The sequence below is a fragment of the Actinoallomurus soli genome (assembly GCF_024055715.1).
GTDB classification, from domain to species: Bacteria; Actinomycetota; Actinomycetes; order Streptosporangiales; family Streptosporangiaceae; genus Actinoallomurus; species Actinoallomurus soli.
This window is the reverse complement of the sequence record NZ_JAMXMV010000023.1, coordinates 40,942-58,459: the sequence shown is the minus strand read 5'-3', so window position 1 is coordinate 58,459 and position 17,518 is coordinate 40,942. Positions and strand designations below refer to the sequence as shown.

General features: G+C 68.6%; 18 protein-coding genes. 11 read left to right on the top strand and 7 right to left on the bottom strand.

The features are described 5' to 3' along the window. Window positions 1-77: 77 nt before the first annotated feature. Both NDW01_RS35885 and NDW01_RS44085 read left to right on the top strand, forming a co-directional pair. On the top strand, window positions 78-800 hold the full coding sequence (locus tag NDW01_RS35885) for a serine/threonine-protein kinase (RefSeq protein WP_252828803.1): 723 nt from the start codon (window positions 78-80) through the stop codon (window positions 798-800). Between the two features lie 132 nt (window positions 801-932). Further along, a complete protein-coding gene (locus NDW01_RS44085; RefSeq protein WP_252828802.1) occupies window positions 933-1,466 on the top strand; it encodes a WD40 repeat domain-containing protein in 534 nt (177 codons plus the stop codon). 42 nt (window positions 1,467-1,508) lie between these two features. On the opposite strand, the gene NDW01_RS35875 is transcribed toward NDW01_RS44085, so the two are convergent. The 4 genes from NDW01_RS35875 to NDW01_RS35860 form a co-directional block, all read right to left on the bottom strand. Further along, window positions 1,509-2,099: a TetR/AcrR family transcriptional regulator gene (locus tag NDW01_RS35875; RefSeq protein WP_252828801.1), complete on the bottom strand. Its 591-nt coding sequence runs from the start codon at window positions 2,097-2,099 to the stop codon at window positions 1,509-1,511. A gap of 113 nt (window positions 2,100-2,212) precedes the next feature. Continuing rightward, on the bottom strand, window positions 2,213-3,175 hold the full coding sequence (locus NDW01_RS35870) for an SDR family NAD(P)-dependent oxidoreductase (RefSeq protein WP_252828800.1): 963 nt from the start codon (window positions 3,173-3,175) through the stop codon (window positions 2,213-2,215). 531 nt (window positions 3,176-3,706) lie between these two features. Beyond that, on the bottom strand, window positions 3,707-4,462 hold the full coding sequence (locus NDW01_RS35865; protein ID WP_252828799.1) for an MBL fold metallo-hydrolase: 756 nt from the start codon (window positions 4,460-4,462) through the stop codon (window positions 3,707-3,709). Between the two features lie 79 nt (window positions 4,463-4,541). After that, a complete protein-coding gene (locus tag NDW01_RS35860; RefSeq protein ID WP_252828798.1) occupies window positions 4,542-4,976 on the bottom strand; it encodes a nuclear transport factor 2 family protein in 435 nt (144 codons plus the stop codon). A gap of 87 nt (window positions 4,977-5,063) precedes the next feature. Here NDW01_RS35860 and NDW01_RS35855 point away from each other — a divergent pair, with 87 nt between their 5' ends. Beyond that, window positions 5,064-5,675 carry a TetR/AcrR family transcriptional regulator gene (locus tag NDW01_RS35855; RefSeq protein ID WP_252828797.1) on the top strand — a complete coding sequence of 204 codons (612 nt, stop codon included), beginning with the start codon at window positions 5,064-5,066 and terminating at the stop codon, window positions 5,673-5,675. 985 nt (window positions 5,676-6,660) lie between these two features. Here the strand turns inward: NDW01_RS35855 and NDW01_RS43285 are convergent. From NDW01_RS43285 to NDW01_RS35845, 3 genes are all read right to left on the bottom strand, one after another. Beyond that, complete coding sequence (locus NDW01_RS43285; RefSeq protein WP_256513940.1) at window positions 6,661-6,792, bottom strand: hypothetical protein; 132 nt, start codon at window positions 6,790-6,792, stop codon at window positions 6,661-6,663. Window positions 6,793-6,989: 197 nt separating this feature from the next. Then, entirely contained in the window at window positions 6,990-7,547 is a 558-nt protein-coding gene (locus NDW01_RS35850) for a hypothetical protein (protein WP_252828796.1), read from the bottom strand. A gap of 275 nt (window positions 7,548-7,822) precedes the next feature. Continuing rightward, window positions 7,823-8,407 carry a hypothetical protein gene (locus tag NDW01_RS35845; protein WP_252828795.1) on the bottom strand — a complete coding sequence of 195 codons (585 nt, stop codon included), beginning with the start codon at window positions 8,405-8,407 and terminating at the stop codon, window positions 7,823-7,825. A gap of 261 nt (window positions 8,408-8,668) precedes the next feature. On the opposite strand from NDW01_RS35845, the gene NDW01_RS35840 reads away from it, so the two are divergent. From NDW01_RS35840 to NDW01_RS35805, 8 genes are all read left to right on the top strand, one after another. Beyond that, window positions 8,669-9,220 (top strand): site-specific integrase, encoded by a 552-nt coding sequence (locus NDW01_RS35840; protein ID WP_308211854.1) that lies wholly within the window; start codon window positions 8,669-8,671, stop codon window positions 9,218-9,220. A 512-nt stretch (window positions 9,221-9,732) separates the two neighbouring features. Beyond that, window positions 9,733-10,452 carry a two-component system response regulator CseB gene (gene cseB, locus NDW01_RS35835; RefSeq protein ID WP_256513939.1) on the top strand — a complete coding sequence of 240 codons (720 nt, stop codon included), beginning with the start codon at window positions 9,733-9,735 and terminating at the stop codon, window positions 10,450-10,452. Between the two features lie 82 nt (window positions 10,453-10,534). Next, window positions 10,535-11,719 (top strand): sensor histidine kinase, encoded by a 1,185-nt coding sequence (locus NDW01_RS35830; protein WP_252828794.1) that lies wholly within the window; start codon window positions 10,535-10,537, stop codon window positions 11,717-11,719. Between the two features lie 176 nt (window positions 11,720-11,895). Continuing rightward, window positions 11,896-12,408, top strand: a complete 513-nt coding sequence (locus NDW01_RS35825; RefSeq protein WP_252828793.1) for a hypothetical protein — start codon at window positions 11,896-11,898, stop codon at window positions 12,406-12,408. A 29-nt stretch (window positions 12,409-12,437) separates the two neighbouring features. Beyond that, window positions 12,438-13,502, top strand: coding sequence for an efflux RND transporter periplasmic adaptor subunit (locus tag NDW01_RS35820; protein ID WP_252828792.1), 1,065 nt, complete (start codon window positions 12,438-12,440; stop codon window positions 13,500-13,502). After that, window positions 13,499-14,188: an ABC transporter ATP-binding protein gene (locus NDW01_RS35815; protein WP_252828791.1), complete on the top strand. Its 690-nt coding sequence runs from the start codon at window positions 13,499-13,501 to the stop codon at window positions 14,186-14,188. The genes NDW01_RS35820 and NDW01_RS35815 overlap by 4 nt, the downstream gene beginning before the upstream one ends. Further along, a complete protein-coding gene (locus NDW01_RS35810) occupies window positions 14,185-15,390 on the top strand; it encodes an ABC transporter permease (protein ID WP_252828790.1) in 1,206 nt (401 codons plus the stop codon). Before NDW01_RS35815 ends, NDW01_RS35810 begins: the two co-directional genes overlap by 4 nt. Before the next feature lie 315 nt (window positions 15,391-15,705). Further along, on the top strand, window positions 15,706-17,346 hold the full coding sequence (locus NDW01_RS35805) for a trypsin-like serine protease (protein WP_252828789.1): 1,641 nt from the start codon (window positions 15,706-15,708) through the stop codon (window positions 17,344-17,346). Window positions 17,347-17,518 lie beyond the last annotated feature (172 nt).

The window sequence follows — 17,518 nt, the reverse complement described above, 5'->3', positions numbered from 1 at the left end:
AGGCAGGGACTCAGTGATCGGCTCGCGGCTGCGGCAGTGCCGACTCGGCGTAATGTCCGGTTCGCTATGTTCGTTCAATGCACGGTCAACCCGGGGAAATCCTTGCCGGCCGCTACCGGATCCTCGGGCTCATCGGGCGCGGCGGCATGGGCCGCGTGTGGCGCGCGTACGACGCCGAGCTCGATCGTGAGGTCGCCGTCAAGGAGCTGCGGCTGCCCGACGAGATCGATGACGCCGACCGGCGCGAGTGGTACGCCCGGGCCGCCCGCGAGGCGCGCGCCGCCGCCCGCCTGCACCACCCCGGCATCGTGGCCCTGCACGACCGGGTGATCGATGTCGGCCGTCCGTGGCTGGTCATGGAGCTGGTCCCGGGGCGGTCGCTGGACCAGGTGCTGCGTACGGACGGGCCGCTGCCCGTACGGCGGGTCGCGGACATCGGCCGTCAGATGCTGGACGCGCTCGCCGCCGCGCACGCCGCCGGCATCGTGCACCGCGACGTCAAGCCGCCGAACGTGCTGCTGGACGGCGACCGCGCGGTCCTCACCGACTTCGGCATCGCCGTGCTGGAGGGCGACGCCACGCTGACGAAGTCCGGCGTCCAGCTCGGCACCCCGGCGTACATGTCACCGGAACAGGTCCGCGGCCACGCCGCCACGCCGCGGTCGGACCTGTGGGCGCTCGGCGCCACCCTGTACGCCGCGGTCGAGGGCCGCCCCCGTTCCAGGGGCCGACACACGGCGCGGTCTTCGTCGCCATCGCCACCGAAGACCCACCGCCGCCGACCCGCGCGGGCCCCCTGACGGACGTCCTCACCGGCCTCCTCAGCAAGGACCCCGACGCCCGGCCCACCCCGGAGGCCGTCCGCGCCCTCCTCGTCCAGCAGGCCGCGCCACCGCCCGCCACTCCTCCCGAGTCCGCGCCCGGTCCGTACGGTGGCCGACCTCCGGCCGACCCCCGGCCCGCCGGCCGACCGCGTGCTCGACACCGACTCGGCCGGGGTGTGGGACGTGGCGTTCAGCCCGGACGGCAGGACACTCGCCAGCGCCGACAACGGCGACGCCGTCCGGCTGTGGGACACCGCCGCGGGACGGCAGACCGCCGTGCTGTCCCGAGGCACCGGCGACCCCCAGAAGTCCCGGCACGTCGTGGCGTTCAGCCCGGACGGGACGACCGTGGCCGGTGCCGGCGCCAAGGTCGACGTCGCGACCTGGGACGTCGCCACGCACAAGCCCGCCGTACGCTTCGCCGGCGGCACGAGTGGCAAGGTCGCGTTCAGCCCCGACGGCCGTTACCTGGCCGCCTGCGACGAGGAGAACGGCCCGACCGTCACGGTCTGGGACGCGCGAACCGCCAAGGAGGTCCACACGTTCGGCTCGACGACCGGCTTCTCAGTGGCGTTCAGTCCGGACGGCACGATGCTGGCCGGTGGTGGTTCGGACGGCCGCATCCACCTGTGGCGGCTGTGACGCATCACTCCGACTCGCCGGCCACAGTGAGGCGGTCATGACTCACGCCATGGCAGGCATGGAGCTGCCGGCGATCACCCGCCAGACGGCCTCGAATGCGACGCGACTGTGGGACTCGGCTTGGTCGGGCTCGCGGATCATGGTGTCGATGGCCGCGTTGGCCATGGCGTCGGTCAAGGTCAGCAGGAAGCCGAGGGGCGCGTCCTGCATCGGTCCGTTGGCGCGGCTGCGTTCCAGGAGATCGGCGATACCGCGGAAGGCGGCGCTCACGGTCTGATGGCTCTGCTCGGTGATGTCGTCTGACATCTGGAGTTGGGCGAGCGCGCGTCGCTTGTCCGGGGCTGTCGTGGCCCAGTGCACCCATTGCGACCACATACGGTGGACCTGCTCGCGCGGAGCGGCCTCGACGGGAAGCCCGGCGAGCGCTGTCGTCGCCATCTCGGTCTTCAGGACCACGTAGAGCTCGTTCAGCAGCGCTGCCTTGGTGTCGAAGTAGACGAACAGCGAGCCGTTGGAGACGCCCGCCCCCTTGGCGATCGCTGCTGTCGGGGCCCCGAGGCCCTGGGCGGCGATCACTCGGGTCGCCGCCGACAGGATCGCGTTGCGGCGGTCCTGACTGCGTGGTCTGGCCATGGCCTCACTCTATAAAAGAGTGACCAGTCAGCTGTTCGACACTTGGCGGCTGGGGGGCGGGGCCGCTCTCCTCGTCACCGGTCCGCGCGCGGCAATGATCGGTGACGAGAGGCTTACCCGAGCGTGGTCCTTGGCTGGTGCTCGGGGGTGGTGCCCGGGATCTGGGCGAGCAGGGCACGGGTCTCAGCGACCACGCGCTCGCCGAAATCGGCATCGCGTACCTGGGCGGAGCCGAGCATGGGCTTGCCCTTCTCGTCGTAGTACACGCCGGTGCGGTCCGAAGTGTCGGTCAGCACCTCGGTGATCAGCCGGGCGGCGCGCGTAGGGGTGCTCCAGTACTTGATGAGGGGCGCCAGGGGCGCGAGTACGTAGGCGGCCAGGAAGCGGAGTGCGGGGTTGGCGTCGCGGCCGAGGCCGGTGCCGGGGGTGAAGCCGGGTTCGACCGCGTTGAAGCGCAGCCGTGGGATCTCGCGGGCGAAGGTGAGCACGGTGGCGAGGTTGCACTGCTTGGAAGTCGCGTAGGCGTCGAATCCGGGCTTGGTCGAGCCGCCGGGCTGCCACTCGCCGCGGGCGCAGGCCTCGGCGGAGATGTAGCGCGCGCCGCGATAGCCGGAGACTCTGGCGGGCTTGCGTTCCGGGTCTTCCGCGCCCGAGCACGTGAAGACGACGTTCGCCCCATCGGGAAGGTGCGGGATCAGCAGGTCCGTCAGGGTGAACGGCCCCAGGTGGTTGGTCGTGAAGGCGAGGTCCCATCCCTGCGCGTTCTGACGGGCGCCCAAGGGGAAGATGCCCGCGTTGTTGAGCAGCCCCGCGATCGGCAGATCGAGCGCGATGATCTCGGCGGCGGCACGCCGCACGCTTGGGATGTCGGAGAAGTCGCAGACGACGGATATCGCGTGGCCTCGGGGGCGTGCGTTGATCTCGGCTTCGACCTCTTTGAGCTTGTTCGGGTCGCGGCCCACCAGCACGACGGTGCCGTGCTGGGCGAGGTTGAAGGCGGTGCGGCGCCCGATGCCGGAGGTCGGTCCCGTGATGATCCACGCCGTGGGCGTGAGGCGATGATCAGTGGTGTTCATATCGATTCCTTGCCCGAGGTGGAGGACTGGTCCGGCCCGGTCTGAGGCAAGGGCCTCACTGTCAGCCCGGAAACCTCGGCCGGATGGACTCTCAATCTATAAAAGAGTGTCTAGTCAGTCAAAGCTCGACGTATACAGCCCTCTGGCTACAGAGCCTGGCTGGGGCTGTCGGCACTGCGGTGTGTGGCGTCTTCTTAGGCGAGCCGACGATCGCGCCGAGCGCCGCCATCGCGATGAGGATGAGGAGGAGGCCACCGCATCCGGTCCCAACCACCTTCAGACCGGCATCGTTCTTGCGGGGCCGTGGCGCGGGGGCCTGCCATTGCGGTGAGTGCCGTATCGCTGTCGTGGAGGCTTTCCGGCCCGGCGGTGCTGAGGGTGGGCACGGCCATGATGAGGTTGTGCGTGTGCCGGGTCCGGAGGTAATCGGCCTCCGCGCAGGCCCCGTAGGGGTAGAAGCGATTCTCTGGTGAGTAGGGCCTGAAGTGCGGTCCGCGGTCTCGGCGGCCTCGCCGGGACCGCAAACGTGGGTCAGGGGGCGATAGTCAGTGGTTCGCCAGGGTTGATGACTTTGACCGGGACGTCGGGGACGAGGCGACGGACCGCGTCGACGAAGAGGGCGGGGTTCTTGTCGCTCTTGAGGAAGAGCGCGTCCCCTATCGTGCCGCCGGTGAAGGCGTAGTGCTGCGGGATCGCGATCTTAGGTCGAAGGGTGGCGGTGAGCTCGGCGGCCTCTTCGGCGTTCATGACGACCTGTTTGGCTCGCGGTATCCGGATGTGCAGGCCGTTGACGGGGAGCAGTGCCACATCGAGCGGACCGTAGCGGTCTGTGAGGGTGTGCAACTCCGGGACGAGCAGCGTGTCCCCGGCGAAGTAGGCGCTGCGCCCACCGCCGCTGATCACGTAGGTGACCTCGTATACGCCGTGCTTGCCTGGCGCTGCGGAGATGGTCAGATCGCCGACCCGCGCGGACTGCCAGGGCTCGAGCGCGCGGACGTCGCTGAATCCTGCCTTGCGGGCTTTCTCGACGACCGGTCCGGCGACCAGTAGGGGCACGTCCTTGCGGGGATAGCGGCTGAAGGCGTCAAGGTCGCAGTGGTCGTAGTGCTCGTGGCTGATCACGACCGCGTCGAGATGCGGCAGCGTCTCCGGCTGCAGGGCGATCGGTTCGCCCGGGTGGTAGAAGGTGCGTTGAGAGAACCAGGGATCGGTCAGCACCGTCAGGCCGCCGATCTGGACCAGGTGGCAGCTGTGGGTGATCCGGGTGACGACGAGCGGCTCGGTCATGGCGTTTGTCCCATCGGGCGGGTGGTGGATATCGAGGAATCACGTTGGTCGCGGTGACGTGCGATGGTGCGCTCCACGGCTAGCGCTCGCCCGTGTGCGTCAGATGGAGGCCGCCGAGCGGCGTGCGCTGCGCCAGGATGACTCGCCGGCTGATCCGCCAGGTGCTGTCCTCGCCTCGCAGGGTGTCGAGGTGCGTCACGCTTGCGACGGACCCGTCGGCCATGATGATGAGACCCTTGGACTGCGCGGTGACCAGGTCGTCCTCCTGGCCGGTGATCACGATGTTCGTGACGTGATGCGCGATGGGGTTGCCCGCGCCGAGCTTCAGGGCGCCGTTCCTGATGGACTCGACGCCCTCGAACGTCCCCGCTCCCACGTCGCTGAGGTCGTAGACGACCTTGGGCGTGAAGATCTCTTCGAGCCGGTGCAGCTCGCCTCGGTCGAAGATGTGTCCGGTCAGGGCCAGGGTCCGGCCGATCGCCTGGCGGTCTTCCACGGACAGTTCGCGTGCCATTCGGATCTCCGTTCGTTTTGGTACGGCGTACCAGAAAGTACTTGATCCCTCATGGGACGGCAACCGGTCGCGGGTATGCTTGCGGGCATGACCTCCTCCCGGCCCCTCGTCGAACGCAAGCAGCGCCAGGCGCGCCAGCGCATCATCGAGGCCGCTCAGGAGCTGTTCCGAGAGCACGGTTTCGACGGCGTTTCGGTCGGCGACATCGCCGAACGCGCCGAAGTCGGACGCACCACGTTCTTCCGCCACTTCCGCGACAAACAGGAGGTCGTGTTCGCCCGGGAGCAGGAGCTGCTCGACATGGTCGCCGCGGCCGGCCAAGCAGACGACGCGCTTCCCCCGCGCAGCGTGACCGAGGGCGTCGCACAGCTCGGCCCGGTTCTGCTCGCCCTGTGCGCCCAGGCGACCGCCGACCCCGCGGGCTACACGCGCCACTTCGCGTTGATCGAGCAGCACCCGGAACTGCGCGACCGCGACGCCGTGAAGATGCAGCAGTTCGGGGACAAGCTGAGCGAACTGCTCATCCGACGCGGAGCCGACGAGGCCACCGCCGTCCTCGCCGGCCAGATCGCCCTGGCCTGCTTCCAGACCGCCAAGCGCCTCGGCAACAACCCGCTCACCCTGGTGGACGACACCCGCACCGCAATCAACCGAGCCCTGACCCTCGGGGCCGGCGCCACCGATACAGCGACCCTTTGAACCTGGCGCTCGGCTCTCGGGTGGTGCGCTAGCCTCCGTCGTTCTCGGTGCTCGTGGTGGCCCGTGGATCGGCGACTGGGCGGACATCGTGGAGGTCTATCAAGCCTTCAGCACGGCCCCGGAACCACGGCCTCCGGCCGGGTTGGTCTGGCTGCGCGACTGGGGATGTGCGATCTGGTCGCTGGTCGACTGCCGGGACCCGGCCGGGCCAATGTGGGCGTGGGATCCGAATGGTTGTTGTTTGGAACACGCTCTCTTCCCGCAGCAAATGACCCTCGCCGGCTGGCTCACCAAGTCACTCGACGGCACGCTTGAGATCCCGTGCTGGAGTGGCAGCCGTCATTAGAGAACGTGTCGAGGTGAACCCTGGAAACCGTTGTCTTCTCGCGTGGCCTACCGACGCCGTCTGACTGCTCGAAGCGGCGAGTCGGGGGTGCGGAGGCGGAGCCCCTGCATCGGGGGTTCCAGGGGGTCGCTCCCCTGGGAGAACACAAAGCCCCCGGCGAAGTCGATCGAAGATCGACGAGCACCAGGGGGTGAGTGGGCGGGGGCGGGGCCGAACCGCCGACCTTCCGCTTTTCAGGAGTGACATCACCCCGGTTCAGGCTGCGTCTGCCGTGGTCAGACGGTGGTCGACGGGTGCCCGTGTGAGCCTATGGAAGCCGACGTTGTCGTCAGGTCGCATGCAGGTTCGCCATGCGTCGGGCTCGCCGCGGGACCCCGTGAGCGGAGGAGTGGAACCTTGAGTGCATGGCCTTCCAGACATCGCAACCGGGCGCGCCTGCCTGTCCATCGAAGCGGAAGCGACGTTCGAAACTGGCGGACCTGCTCGATGTCGAGTTCGAACGTTGCCTCGCTCCGCTGGTGGTGCGATGGCTGTACGTCAGCTCCTTGACGTTGATCACTGCGGTGACGCTGTTCGGGCTCCTCATGTCATGGGTTGGCGAGCTGGGCCGGCTGGGGCTTCTGGATGGGCGTACCGATCTCAGTCGCTGGCGGACTCGTCGGCGTCGTCCTCGGCCTGGGCCAGGAGCTTGTTCGGGTCCAGCCCCGAGTGCCGGGCCAACGCCTTCACGAGGGTGAGAGTCTGGCTGGTGGTGTCCACGATGGCGGTCATGTCCTCGTCGTTCGACTGGCCGGACCTACCTGCACCGAGTCGGTCACCCCCGCCATCGGCATCGATCCTGCCGACGACCGGTCCCTGATCGCCCGACTGTCCGCACGCCTGCGGGCACTGGAGACGTGGGTTCGCCTCACCCCTGTCTGACCCTTTCCTGCTCTTTCCACTGCGTGATCCGCGGCTGATTCCCGTGCTCAGACTCCAAGGACGGTGAACGCGGTCAACGTTCCGTTCATCCGGGTCACGCCCTGGGGGGTTGCGCAGTCCGCTGGGTTGAAGGCGATGGTGGGCACGGCGGCGACTGTGCTTCCGGCGAATTTGCCGGCGGTGGTGGTGCTGGAGAGGGTGAAGACCGGAACCCCATTCACGATTTTCATCGTCGCGGTGCCGCTCTGGGTGCTGGTCTGACGGTTGGCCCAGGTGATGATCGTGGTGAATTTTGCGGAGGCGCCGCTGGTGCAGCTGCCCGATCCTGAGCCGGAGAGGGTGGCGGTGGCGTTGCCGTTCACGGCCGGGTCTCCCGTGACCGGCGGGGACACACATCCCGCAAGCGCTCCGGTCCCAGACAGAGTGAAGCTGCGATCGGTGATGGTCAGCCCCGGGCGGAGGTTAAAGCTGTAGGTGCCGGTGTTGCAGGTGACCAGGCTGGTAGCGGCCCGGGCCGATTGCGGGCTGGCCATGACGGCCGCCGTCATCAGGGTGGCTGCCGCTGCTGACATGACGATGCGGGGCCGTGTTTTCGTAGTCTTCACTGTTGCGTCCGTTCTGCGTAGGGGGCCCTCCGGAAGGACCCGTAGCTAGTCGCCGAGATCTGAACTCCCAGACAGCGGCCTGCGGCCGTAGCGTAGTTGACTGAATACACTCCGCAATAGACCTCTGTGTGAAAAAACGGCTACGGTGCGCCGCGAGCTGGGAAAAGGGCCAGCACCCGGCCCAGTGACGGTCCGGCGGGCACTGCACTAAGCCCGGGAACTCTTCAGTCGGACCGCACGGCGATCTTCGATCTGGCGGGGCTGCATCTGTTAGGTCAGACGGATCCGATCGTGAAAGTGCCCACCGCGCCGGTGTAGCTGTTCAGACCGCTCGTGAGGCACTCGGCGCTCATCTCGACCGCCGAGCGGGTGCTCCGGCCGTTGGCGCGGGCGGTCTGGCCCTTGAACTCCCGTTCACTCACCCGACCACCGTCGAAGCTCCACGTGGCCGCCTCAAACCGGAAGTTCGTCTGCGCGATGGTCGATGTGGTGCCGTCATTCCAGCTGATGTGGAGCTTGCCGGAGCCGACCGCGAACTGGTTGGCACAGGTGCCGGTGCCGGATCCGCTAAGGCTGAATCTTCCGCCGGTGCGGTTCGGGTTCCGAAGCGATGTGCAGGCGCTGAGGTCGCCGGTGGCCTGGACCTGGATTGGATGCTGCTGGAACATGACACTCGGGTTGAAGTGGGCGTGGAGGCTGCCTCCTCGGCAGGTGATCGCGTTGTCCGCTGCGCGTGCTTGGTCTTTCGGGGCCAGGCCCGTACTGGCCGTTGTCGTTGTGGCATGCGCGGGGGCCGTTCCCAGCGTGGTGACGAGCGTGAGTGTGCTGGCGAGGAGGGTGGTCCTGAGGGAGATGCGCATCCTGAGCTACTTCGCGTAACAACAGTCCATGACCGCGAACGACCGTCCAGCGCAAAGACGGGCGATACGAGGCCAAGGTGTTCGTCCTCACGACGGCGGGCACCTTCAAGCGACTCAGCGTGTACGGCAAGAGCCGTGAGGAGTGCCACGCCAAGTACGTCAAGCTAAAGCCCCAGGCCGACGAGGGCATCCCGGTCGCGTCCGAGAGCTGGACGGTCGAGCAGTACCCGCACCGTCCTCGACGCCGCGTACGACGAGCGGCTGTACGCCCTTTACGTCCTGGCGCTCTGCCTGGGCCTTCGGCGCGGGGAGCTCTTCGGCATGCGCTGGTCGGACGTTGACCTCGACGCCGGCACCCTCGAAGTCGTCCACGCGCTCCAGCGGGTCGGGGGAGAACTGCGGTTCGTCCGGCCGAAGTCGGACGACTCCCAGCGGACCATCCCCCTGCCCACGATCTGCGTCGACGCTCTCCTACTGCACAAGGACCGGCAGAAGGCCGAGCGGGCGGACGCCTGGCCGAACTGGCAGGACAACGACGTCGTCTTCCCCTCCCGGCTCGGTACACCCCTGGAGCCGGACAACCTCCGGCGAAGCCTGGGACGGATCAGGAAGGCGGCCGGCCTCGGTGATGTCCGGTTCCACGACATCCGGCACACCTGCGTCTCACTCCTGCTCGACCTCGGCGTCCCGCCGCACATCGTCCGCGACATCGTCGGCCACAGCGACATCGAGGTCACGATGACGATCTACGCCCACGCAGCGCTCGACGAGAAACGCAAGGCACTGCGGAAGCTGGGGGACGCCCTCGGCTAGTCCGATTCCGAGAGACGCGCTTCGGTCTGACCGAAGCGCGTCTCTTTGTCATAGTGATCTAGCCGCCTGGCTGACCGAGAGAGGGAGCGATGGAGGTTTCTGTACGTTTCGAATGGGATCTCGTTGGCTCTGTCCAGGTTGACGCCGCCATGAAGCCCGTCTTCCCGGCGCTTCACCACGTCCCCGGGCTGTATGGGGAGTACCCCCGAAGATAGGTGCAGCCAGCGCGACCTATACGGGCTGGTCGACGACTACGGCGAACGACTTGCCGGCATTCCGGATTTCGACCCCCTCCCTGCCAGACTGGTGTGATACACGGGACGATCGATTCCTTCAAGTGCATAAACAGGTCGAGAACGGGATCTTCTTGTTCCCAGGTCGCATAGGGCGGCCGAGTTCTCGGCCCGCGCGGCCGGCCCTGGTGGCTCCGTATCACGCGCAGTCACGCAGTTGCGGTGGTTCTGTATCGTCTCCGTCGCAACGATGCGTCATGTCCCGGGGAGATTTCGGTTTTGGATGTCGGTAGCGGTTCGTCGGCTCCGGTCACGGTGCTGCTCGTCGAGGACGATGAGGTGATCAGGAAGACCGTCGCGATGGCGCTGGAGCGCTACGGCTATCGGATGAGTGTGGCGGGCGATGGCCTCACGGGCCTGGAATCGTACCGGGAGCAGCGGCACGATCTCCTTTTGCTGGACGTGATGCTGCCGGTCCTGGACGGTATCGGGCTGTGCCGGAAGGTCAGGGAGTGGAGCCAGGTCCCGATCCTGATGATGTCCGCGCGCGGTGACGGGCTGGACGTCGTGGCGGGGTTGGAGGCGGGAGCCGACGACTACGTCGTCAAGCCCGTGGACACCTCCGTGCTGGTGGCCAGGATGCGTTCCCTGTTGCGCCGGGCCGCATTCCGGCCGGCTTCCGGGAATCCCCCGGAGCCCGCTCCCGGCGCGGCCTCCGACCTGGTCTTCGGGGATCTGACGATCGATCCGGGAGGTCTGGAGGTGCGCCGGGCCGGTGAGCCGGTGGCCCTGGCGCCCACCGAGTTGCGCCTGCTACTGGCGTTCGCGGCGAACCCGGGGATCGTGCTGGACCGGCGAACACTGCTGCGCGACGTCTGGGACTACGGGTGGGACGGTGACAGCCGCGTCGTCGACCTGTGCGTACAGCGGCTGCGCAAGAAGATCGGCGCCGAGCGGATCGAAACGGTCCGCGGCTTCGGCTACAAGCTGCGGCGCTGACGTGGGAAACGCCATTGTCCGATGGACACGTAGCCTGCTGAACTGGCGATCGCTCCGCTGGAAGATCGCTGCGCTGGCGGCCGTGGCGTCCTGTGCGGTCGCGCTGGCCGTTGGCCTACTGGTCCACAAGACCACGCTCGGATGGTTGATGAACCAGGGCAGGTCACAGGCTTACGTCGCAATGCAGGAGGACGTGGCCACCTACCTGAGTACGGGCGTCGCACCGGACAGCTATACCCCGCAGCAGATCCCGCCCGTCCTGATCGAGCAGGTGGACAGATCGGGAGGGTTCACCACCTGGTACGACGACCGGCGACCGGACAGCCCCTGGATGTGGGCGGCGCAGCCGGTCGACGGCCGGGTGCTGTTCGTGCAGATCGATATGGGCACCGCGATGCGCAGCCTGCAGGCCCTCGATCGGCATGTCGTGGAGGCCTCACTGGCCGTACTGGCGGTTGTCGTGCCCCTGGCGGCGCTGGCCGCCGAGCTGCCCAACCGGCGGCTGAGACGGGTCGCCCGGACCGCACGGCGCATCGCGGACGGCGATCTGGACGCCCGGGCGATGAGGGGTGGCCGTCGCGGCCGGGATGGCGACGAGATCACCGAGATCTCGGTGGCCGTCGACGCGATGGCGGGCGCGCTGCAGGAACGACTGCTCAGCGAGCAGCGGTTCACCGCCGATGTGGCCCACGAGCTGCGGACTCCGCTGATGGGCCTGGTCACCTCCACCGAGCTGCTTCCCGCCGGCGAGGCCACCGAGCTCGTACGCGACCGGGTGCGGGCCCTGCGGTCGCTGGTCGAAGACCTGCTGGAGATCACCCGGATCGACGCGGGCGTGGAGCAGGCCGATCTCGCTTCGGTGCCGTTGGACCAGGTCGTCGAGGAGTCCGTACACCGGACGGAAGTGCGGGCCCGGCTGACGGTGACCGGCGCCCCGGTCGCCTACACCGATCCGCGCCGGCTCAACCGGATCATCGCCAACCTGGTCATCAACGCGCACCGCCACGGGCGCCCTCCGGTCGAGGTCACCGTCAGCGGCACGACGATCGTCGTACGCGACCACGGCCCCGGGTTCCCCGAGGCGCTGCTGGTGGACGGGCCACAACGGTTCCGCACCGGCGCGGCCGAACGCGGCCGGGGCCACGGCCTGGGCCTGACCATCGCCAGCGGGCATGCGCGAGTGATCGGCGGCCGTCTGACGTTCGGCAACGCACCGGACGGTGGCGCGATCGCCAGGCTTCACCTGCCGGCCGGCGACCGGACCTGAGGGCCGGAACCTCATCGACGCCCCAGGCTCTGCAGCCGCGGGCTCGTCGCCCGCAGGCTGATACATGCCTGATACACGTCCGAGCGGCCGGGGATACGCGACCGCGACGGCATGGACACCCGCGCCCGGCATGGTGGCGTGCGCCACCGCACGTCACAGCAACCGAAGGGAACACCATGCCCAGCACATTCCACGCCCCTCGTGCTCGTGTCGCACTCGCGGCCGTCGCCTGCCTCGCGAGCCTGCTGGCCGGTTGCGGGAAAGGTGGCGATCCGAGTGCCGCGGCGGGCGGCTCAGCGGCTCCCGCGTCGAGTGCCGGTTCCGCCGGCACGCTGGACCAGCAGTACAGCGCCTGGCAGGTCAAGTTCCGGTCGTGCCTGAGCGACAAGGGCTTCGAGCTTCCGAAGGAGCCCGGGAAGATCGACTTCGGTGACCGGCAGGACGCGTACAAGGTCGCGGAGGATGCCTGTCTCAAGCAGATCGGCCAGCCGCCGACGGCCCGTGCCAAGCAGAACACGTCCAGCAAGCAGATGCAGGACAAGCAGATGCAGGAGAAGAATCTCCGAATGGCCCGGTGTTTCCGCGACCGCGGATACGACGTCAAGGACCCCAAGCCGGAAGAGCCCCTGGTGATGCCGGAGAACGTGGCCGTCAAGCAGCAGGACCTCGACGCGTGCACGAAGGCATGACGCATTCCGAACAGCCGGGAGTCGCTCCGGTGCCGCAACGGCGCGGCCGAGCCTGGGTCTGGTCGATGGCGGTGGCCGTCGCCGTCGCCGTCGCCGCGTCGGTCGTCGTGCGGTCCGGAGGCGGTGCCGCGCAGGAGGCCGAGCACAAGCGTGTGCCGAACACCGCTCTCGTAGAACGCAGGACGCTCCGAGAGACCGTCACCGCGCCCGGATCGCTGGGCTACAGCCGGGCCGGCGAGCTCAGTGCAGGCCGCGCCGGCATCATCACCCGTCTCCCGCGTGCGGGCAGCCAGGTGAAGCTCGGCGGGGCCCTCTACTCCGTCGACAACCGGCCCGTGCAGCTGTTGCGGGGACACACCCCGATGTGGCGGACGCTGACGAGCGGCATGTCCGACGGGCCGGACGTGCGGCAGCTGGAGCAGAGCCTCGCCACGCTCGGCTACTTCACCGGTGCGCCCGACGCTCACTTCAACTGGACGACGAATGCCGCGATCCGGCGATGGCAGGACGCCTGCAAGGTGAAGGAGACCGGGACGATCCCGCTCGGACAGATCGTCTTCGCCCCCGACGATGTGCGCGTCGCGCAGACCGTGGCACACCTCGGCGACCGGGTCGCAGCGGGCACAGCCGTGCTGAAACTGTCGAGCCTCCGCAAGGTCGTTTCCGCCCAGCTCAAGAGCGCGAACCAGGCCGTGGCCAAGGTGGGCGGCGACGTGACCGTCGATTTGCCCTCTGGCAAGACGACGACCGGCACCATCTCCAGGGTCGGCGTGCCCGAGCAGGTCGACCAGAACAGCGGGAAGACCGTCGTCGTTCCGGTGACGATCACTCTCGACCACCCGTCGGACGCGGGCTCCCTGCAAGAGGCCTCGGTGCTGGTCGATTTCCCGACCGCCAGCCGCAAGAACGTCCTGACGGTGCCGGTCTCGGCTCTCATCGCCCTGCCGGGCAGCGGGTACGGCGTGGAGGTGGTCCGGGACGCCGCCACGACCGAGACGATCAAGGTCGAGCCCGGACTGTTCGCCGGCGGCTTCGTGGAAGTGACCGGCGACCGACTCACCGCGGGCCAGAAAGTCGTGGTACCGACACTATGAATGATTCCGTCATCGAACTCGACCGCGTAGTCCGCGACCACGGCAACCCACCCGTTCGAGCCGTCGACCACGTCTCGTTGTCGGTCGCACCAGGCGAGTTCGCCGCCATCGTCGGCCCCAGCGGCTCGGGCAAGTCCAGCCTGCTCAACATCATCGGCACACTGGACCGCCCGACGAGCGGACGCGCGCGCGTCGACGGCCGCGACGTCGGCGCGATGAGCGACGCGGCACTGTCGGCGCTGCGCGCGTACCGCATCGGGTTCGTCTTCCAGCAGTTCCACCTCGCACTCGGGGTCAGTGCGGTCGACAACGTCCCGGACGGTCTCCTCTACACCGGAACGCCCCGTGCCGAACGGCGGCGCAGGGCCGTGGCGAGCCTTACCCGCGTCGGCCTGGCGGGCCGCCTCCACCACAAGCCCGACCAGCTGTCCGGCGGCGAACGCCAGCGCGTCGCCATCGCCCGGGCGATCGTGTCCGACCCGGCGCTGTTGCTGGCGGACGAACCCACCGGCAACCTCGACCAGCGCTCCGGTGCGGGTGTGATGGAACTGCTGCAGGAGCTCAACGAGATGGGCACCACCGTCATGATGATCACGCATGACGTACGGCTCGCCGAACGGATACCGAGGCGGATCAGCATGCGCGACGGCCAGATCGTCGCCGACGACCGAGAAGTGACGGTATGAGCCACGGCGAGCGGACCCACGCGCGCCGGTCGCGTCTGCTCTACCCCGACGTGTACCGCGTGGGCGCGGCGGGGCTGAGAGCACGTCCCACCCGGGTCATCCTGTCCGCACTCGGCATCGCGATCGGTATCGCGGCGATGATCGCCGTCGTGGGCATCTCCACCTCGAGCCGGGCCAGGCTCAACGACCAACTCGCCGCGCTCGGCACGAACCTGCTGACCACCCAGCCGGGTACGTCCATCGACGGCCAGGACACCACCCTGCCGGCCGACTCCCCGGGGAAGGTCGGGCTGATCGGCAAGGTCACCAAAGTCGGGGCGGTCGCCACTCTGCGGAGCGTGGACGTGTACCGGAGCCGGCTCATCGACCCGAACAACACCAGCGGCATCGATGTGCGAGCCGCCGACCTCGATCTTCTCGGCCTCCTGGGCGGCCGGCTACGGGAGGGAACCTGGCTCACCAAGGTGACCGCGAACTACCCCACCGTCGTACTCGGCGGCATCGCCGCCGACCGGCTCGGCATCGTGAGTCCGGGGAGCCAGATCTGGCTCGGCGACACCCAGTTCACGGTCATCGGCATTCTCGGCGCCCTTCCCCTCGCGCCGGACCTGGACAGCTCCGCGCTCATCGGCGAGGCGTACGCCACGGCGCGGTTCGACTGGGACGGCAAGCCGACCACCCTCTACGAACGCTCGGCCGACGCGGACGTCGGGGCGGTACGCGACCTCCTGCCACGTACCGTTAACCCGGAGAACCCCGAAAACGTGGACGTCTCGCGACCCTCCGACGCCCTGGCGGCCAAGAACGCCGCGGACCTCACGTTCACCGGCCTGCTCGTCGGACTGGGCTCCGTCGCGCTGCTCGTCGGAGGCATCGGCGTCGCCAACACGATGGTCATCTCCGTACTCGAACGCCGCCACGAGATCGGGCTACGGCGCTCCCTCGGCGCCACGCGGGGACACATCCGGATCCAGTTCCTCGCCGAGGCGCTGTTGCTGTCCGCGCTCGGCGGCGTGGTCGGAGCGGCCGTCGGGTTCGGAGCCGTCGCGGTGTTCGCCAGGGTGAACGGCTGGCCCATCGCGGTACCGCCCGCCATATTCGCCGCCGGCATCGGCGCGACGCTCCTGATCGGGGCGGTCGCCGGCCTCTACCCGGCCATCCGGGCGGCGAGAACCCCTCCGACGGCGTCGCTGAACGCGTAACCGCATCGGGAGCGCGATCCGTTCAGCGCCGGCGAGGGCCTGCCGGGACCAACACGTACGCCGTGCAGCGTGGCCGGTCGGCTGCACACGCGTCGACCCCGCGGGACCGGGGTGGGTACGTCTCGTCGTCCGGGTCTGGTCAGATGCCGCCGTGCCGTCGCCACCGTCGACCTGGATTCCTGATGTCGAGCTGCCGATACAGGGTCGATACACGCCCAAGCGGTCACTGAAACAGCGTCGCGGCGGACCGGACACCTCCGGCGTTCAAAGTGGCTCCGGCATGCGAATCGCGCGTGCGAGTCCCTGGAGGTCTTCATGCACCTTTCCCGACCCCGGCGGTCGGCCGGCACTGCCGTAGCGGCTCTGGCCGCCGCTGCCCTGGCGCTGACCGCGCCCCTGATGGCCGCCTTTCCGGCGCAGGCCATCGTCGGTGGTACCGAGTCGACCCGGGCTTACTCGTTCATGGGCTCGTTCCAGCCGTCCTTTCCCCGGCCACCGCGCGCGGATGGACACGGCTGTGGGGTGGAGGTCCTCGCACCGCGGTGGGTACTGACCGCCAGCCACTGCGCCGGCAGGAACCCGACCGGGGCGAAGGTGGGGGTTCCGCGAGGATGGAAGGTCCGGGTCGGGTCACTGGACACCACGTCCGGAGGCGAGGTCGCCCAGGTCGACCACTACTACCGGCTGGCGACCAACCGCGATGAGGGGGGTTTCTGGGGCAGGGACCTCGCGTTGATGCACCTGCGGACCCCAGTGCGGGCCAAGCCCGTGCGGATCGCCTCGACCACGCCAGCGGACAACACGCCCGTCCGTATCATCGGCTGGGGAATGACCTGCGACGACAGCGACAATCCGGCGTGTTTCCCCACGCGGCTGCGGGAGGCCGACACCGTGGTACAGCCGATCTCGACGTGTCCGTCGGCCGCGCCCAGCGGAGAGTTGTGCATCGGTAGCCGCGACGGCAGCGTCGCGGCGAGCAACATGGACTCCGGCGGCCCTGCGCTGGTCCGCGAAGGCGGCCGGTGGGCGGTGGCCGGCGTGGTCAGCGGCCCCGGCGGCGACAATGCGCCAACGCTGTTCACCGATGTCACCAGGCACGCCGACTGGATCAACGGCATCATCACCGGCACCAACGTGCCCCCCGATGACCAGATCCCGAACGTGGAAGGCGCGGTGGATCTGAACGACTGTACGGGCTCAGTAGTCCGCACCTCCGCCTCCCGGCCGAAAGACCCGGCGCTGATGCTGACCAACGGTCACTGCGTGCAAGGACAGCCGCCCGCACCCGGAACCGCACTAGTGGACCAGCCCGCCGACCGCGAGGTGCCCATCGCCGACCCCCAGGGCTACCCCCAGACCACCGCCCGCGCGAACCGGCTGGTGTACGCGACGATGACCGGCACCGACATCGCGCTCTACCGCCTGGACAAGACCTACGCGCAGTTGAGGGCCGCGGGCGCGAAAGTCTTCCAACTCACGTCCACCCCCGTGCGCGCAGGCGACAAGCTGACCATGGCCTACACCAGCATCCGCTTGAACTGCACCGCCGAGGCCGTGGTCACACACCTGCGGGAGGGCGGCTACCAGCAGGACGACTCGATCCGGTACGCGACCAGCGAGGACTGCGCCCCCTGGCACGGCACATCCGGGTCGGCGCTGCTGGCGCCCGACGGCAACACGGTCGTGGGAATCCACAACACCCACAACGATGCCGGTGAGCAGTGCACCGACAACAACCCCTGCGAGGTGGGCACGGACGGGGCCGTGACCTCAGTGCAGGGCCGTGCCTATGGTCAGCAGGTTCACATGATCGCGGCCTGTCTGACCAAGGGGTCGCAGCTGGACCTGTCTCGCCAAGGCTGCACCCTCACCCGTGCCAGGCCACGCCCTGACCACCGTACCGGCGACTCCGGTGACCACGACCGGCACAGCGGTCCTGGTGCTCACAACCGCTGATCCGACCAACACCACCGGCGGGCACCGTTCTAGCACGGCGGCTGTGGTGATGGCCGACCAGCGCCGGTCTCACTGCTGGGCGTGGCTGGAGCGATCGGGGCCGGCGCTGAAGTGATCCGGCGAGCTGCAAGGTGACCGCCATGTCGGGAGTATCGCAGGCTGGTCGGGTGAG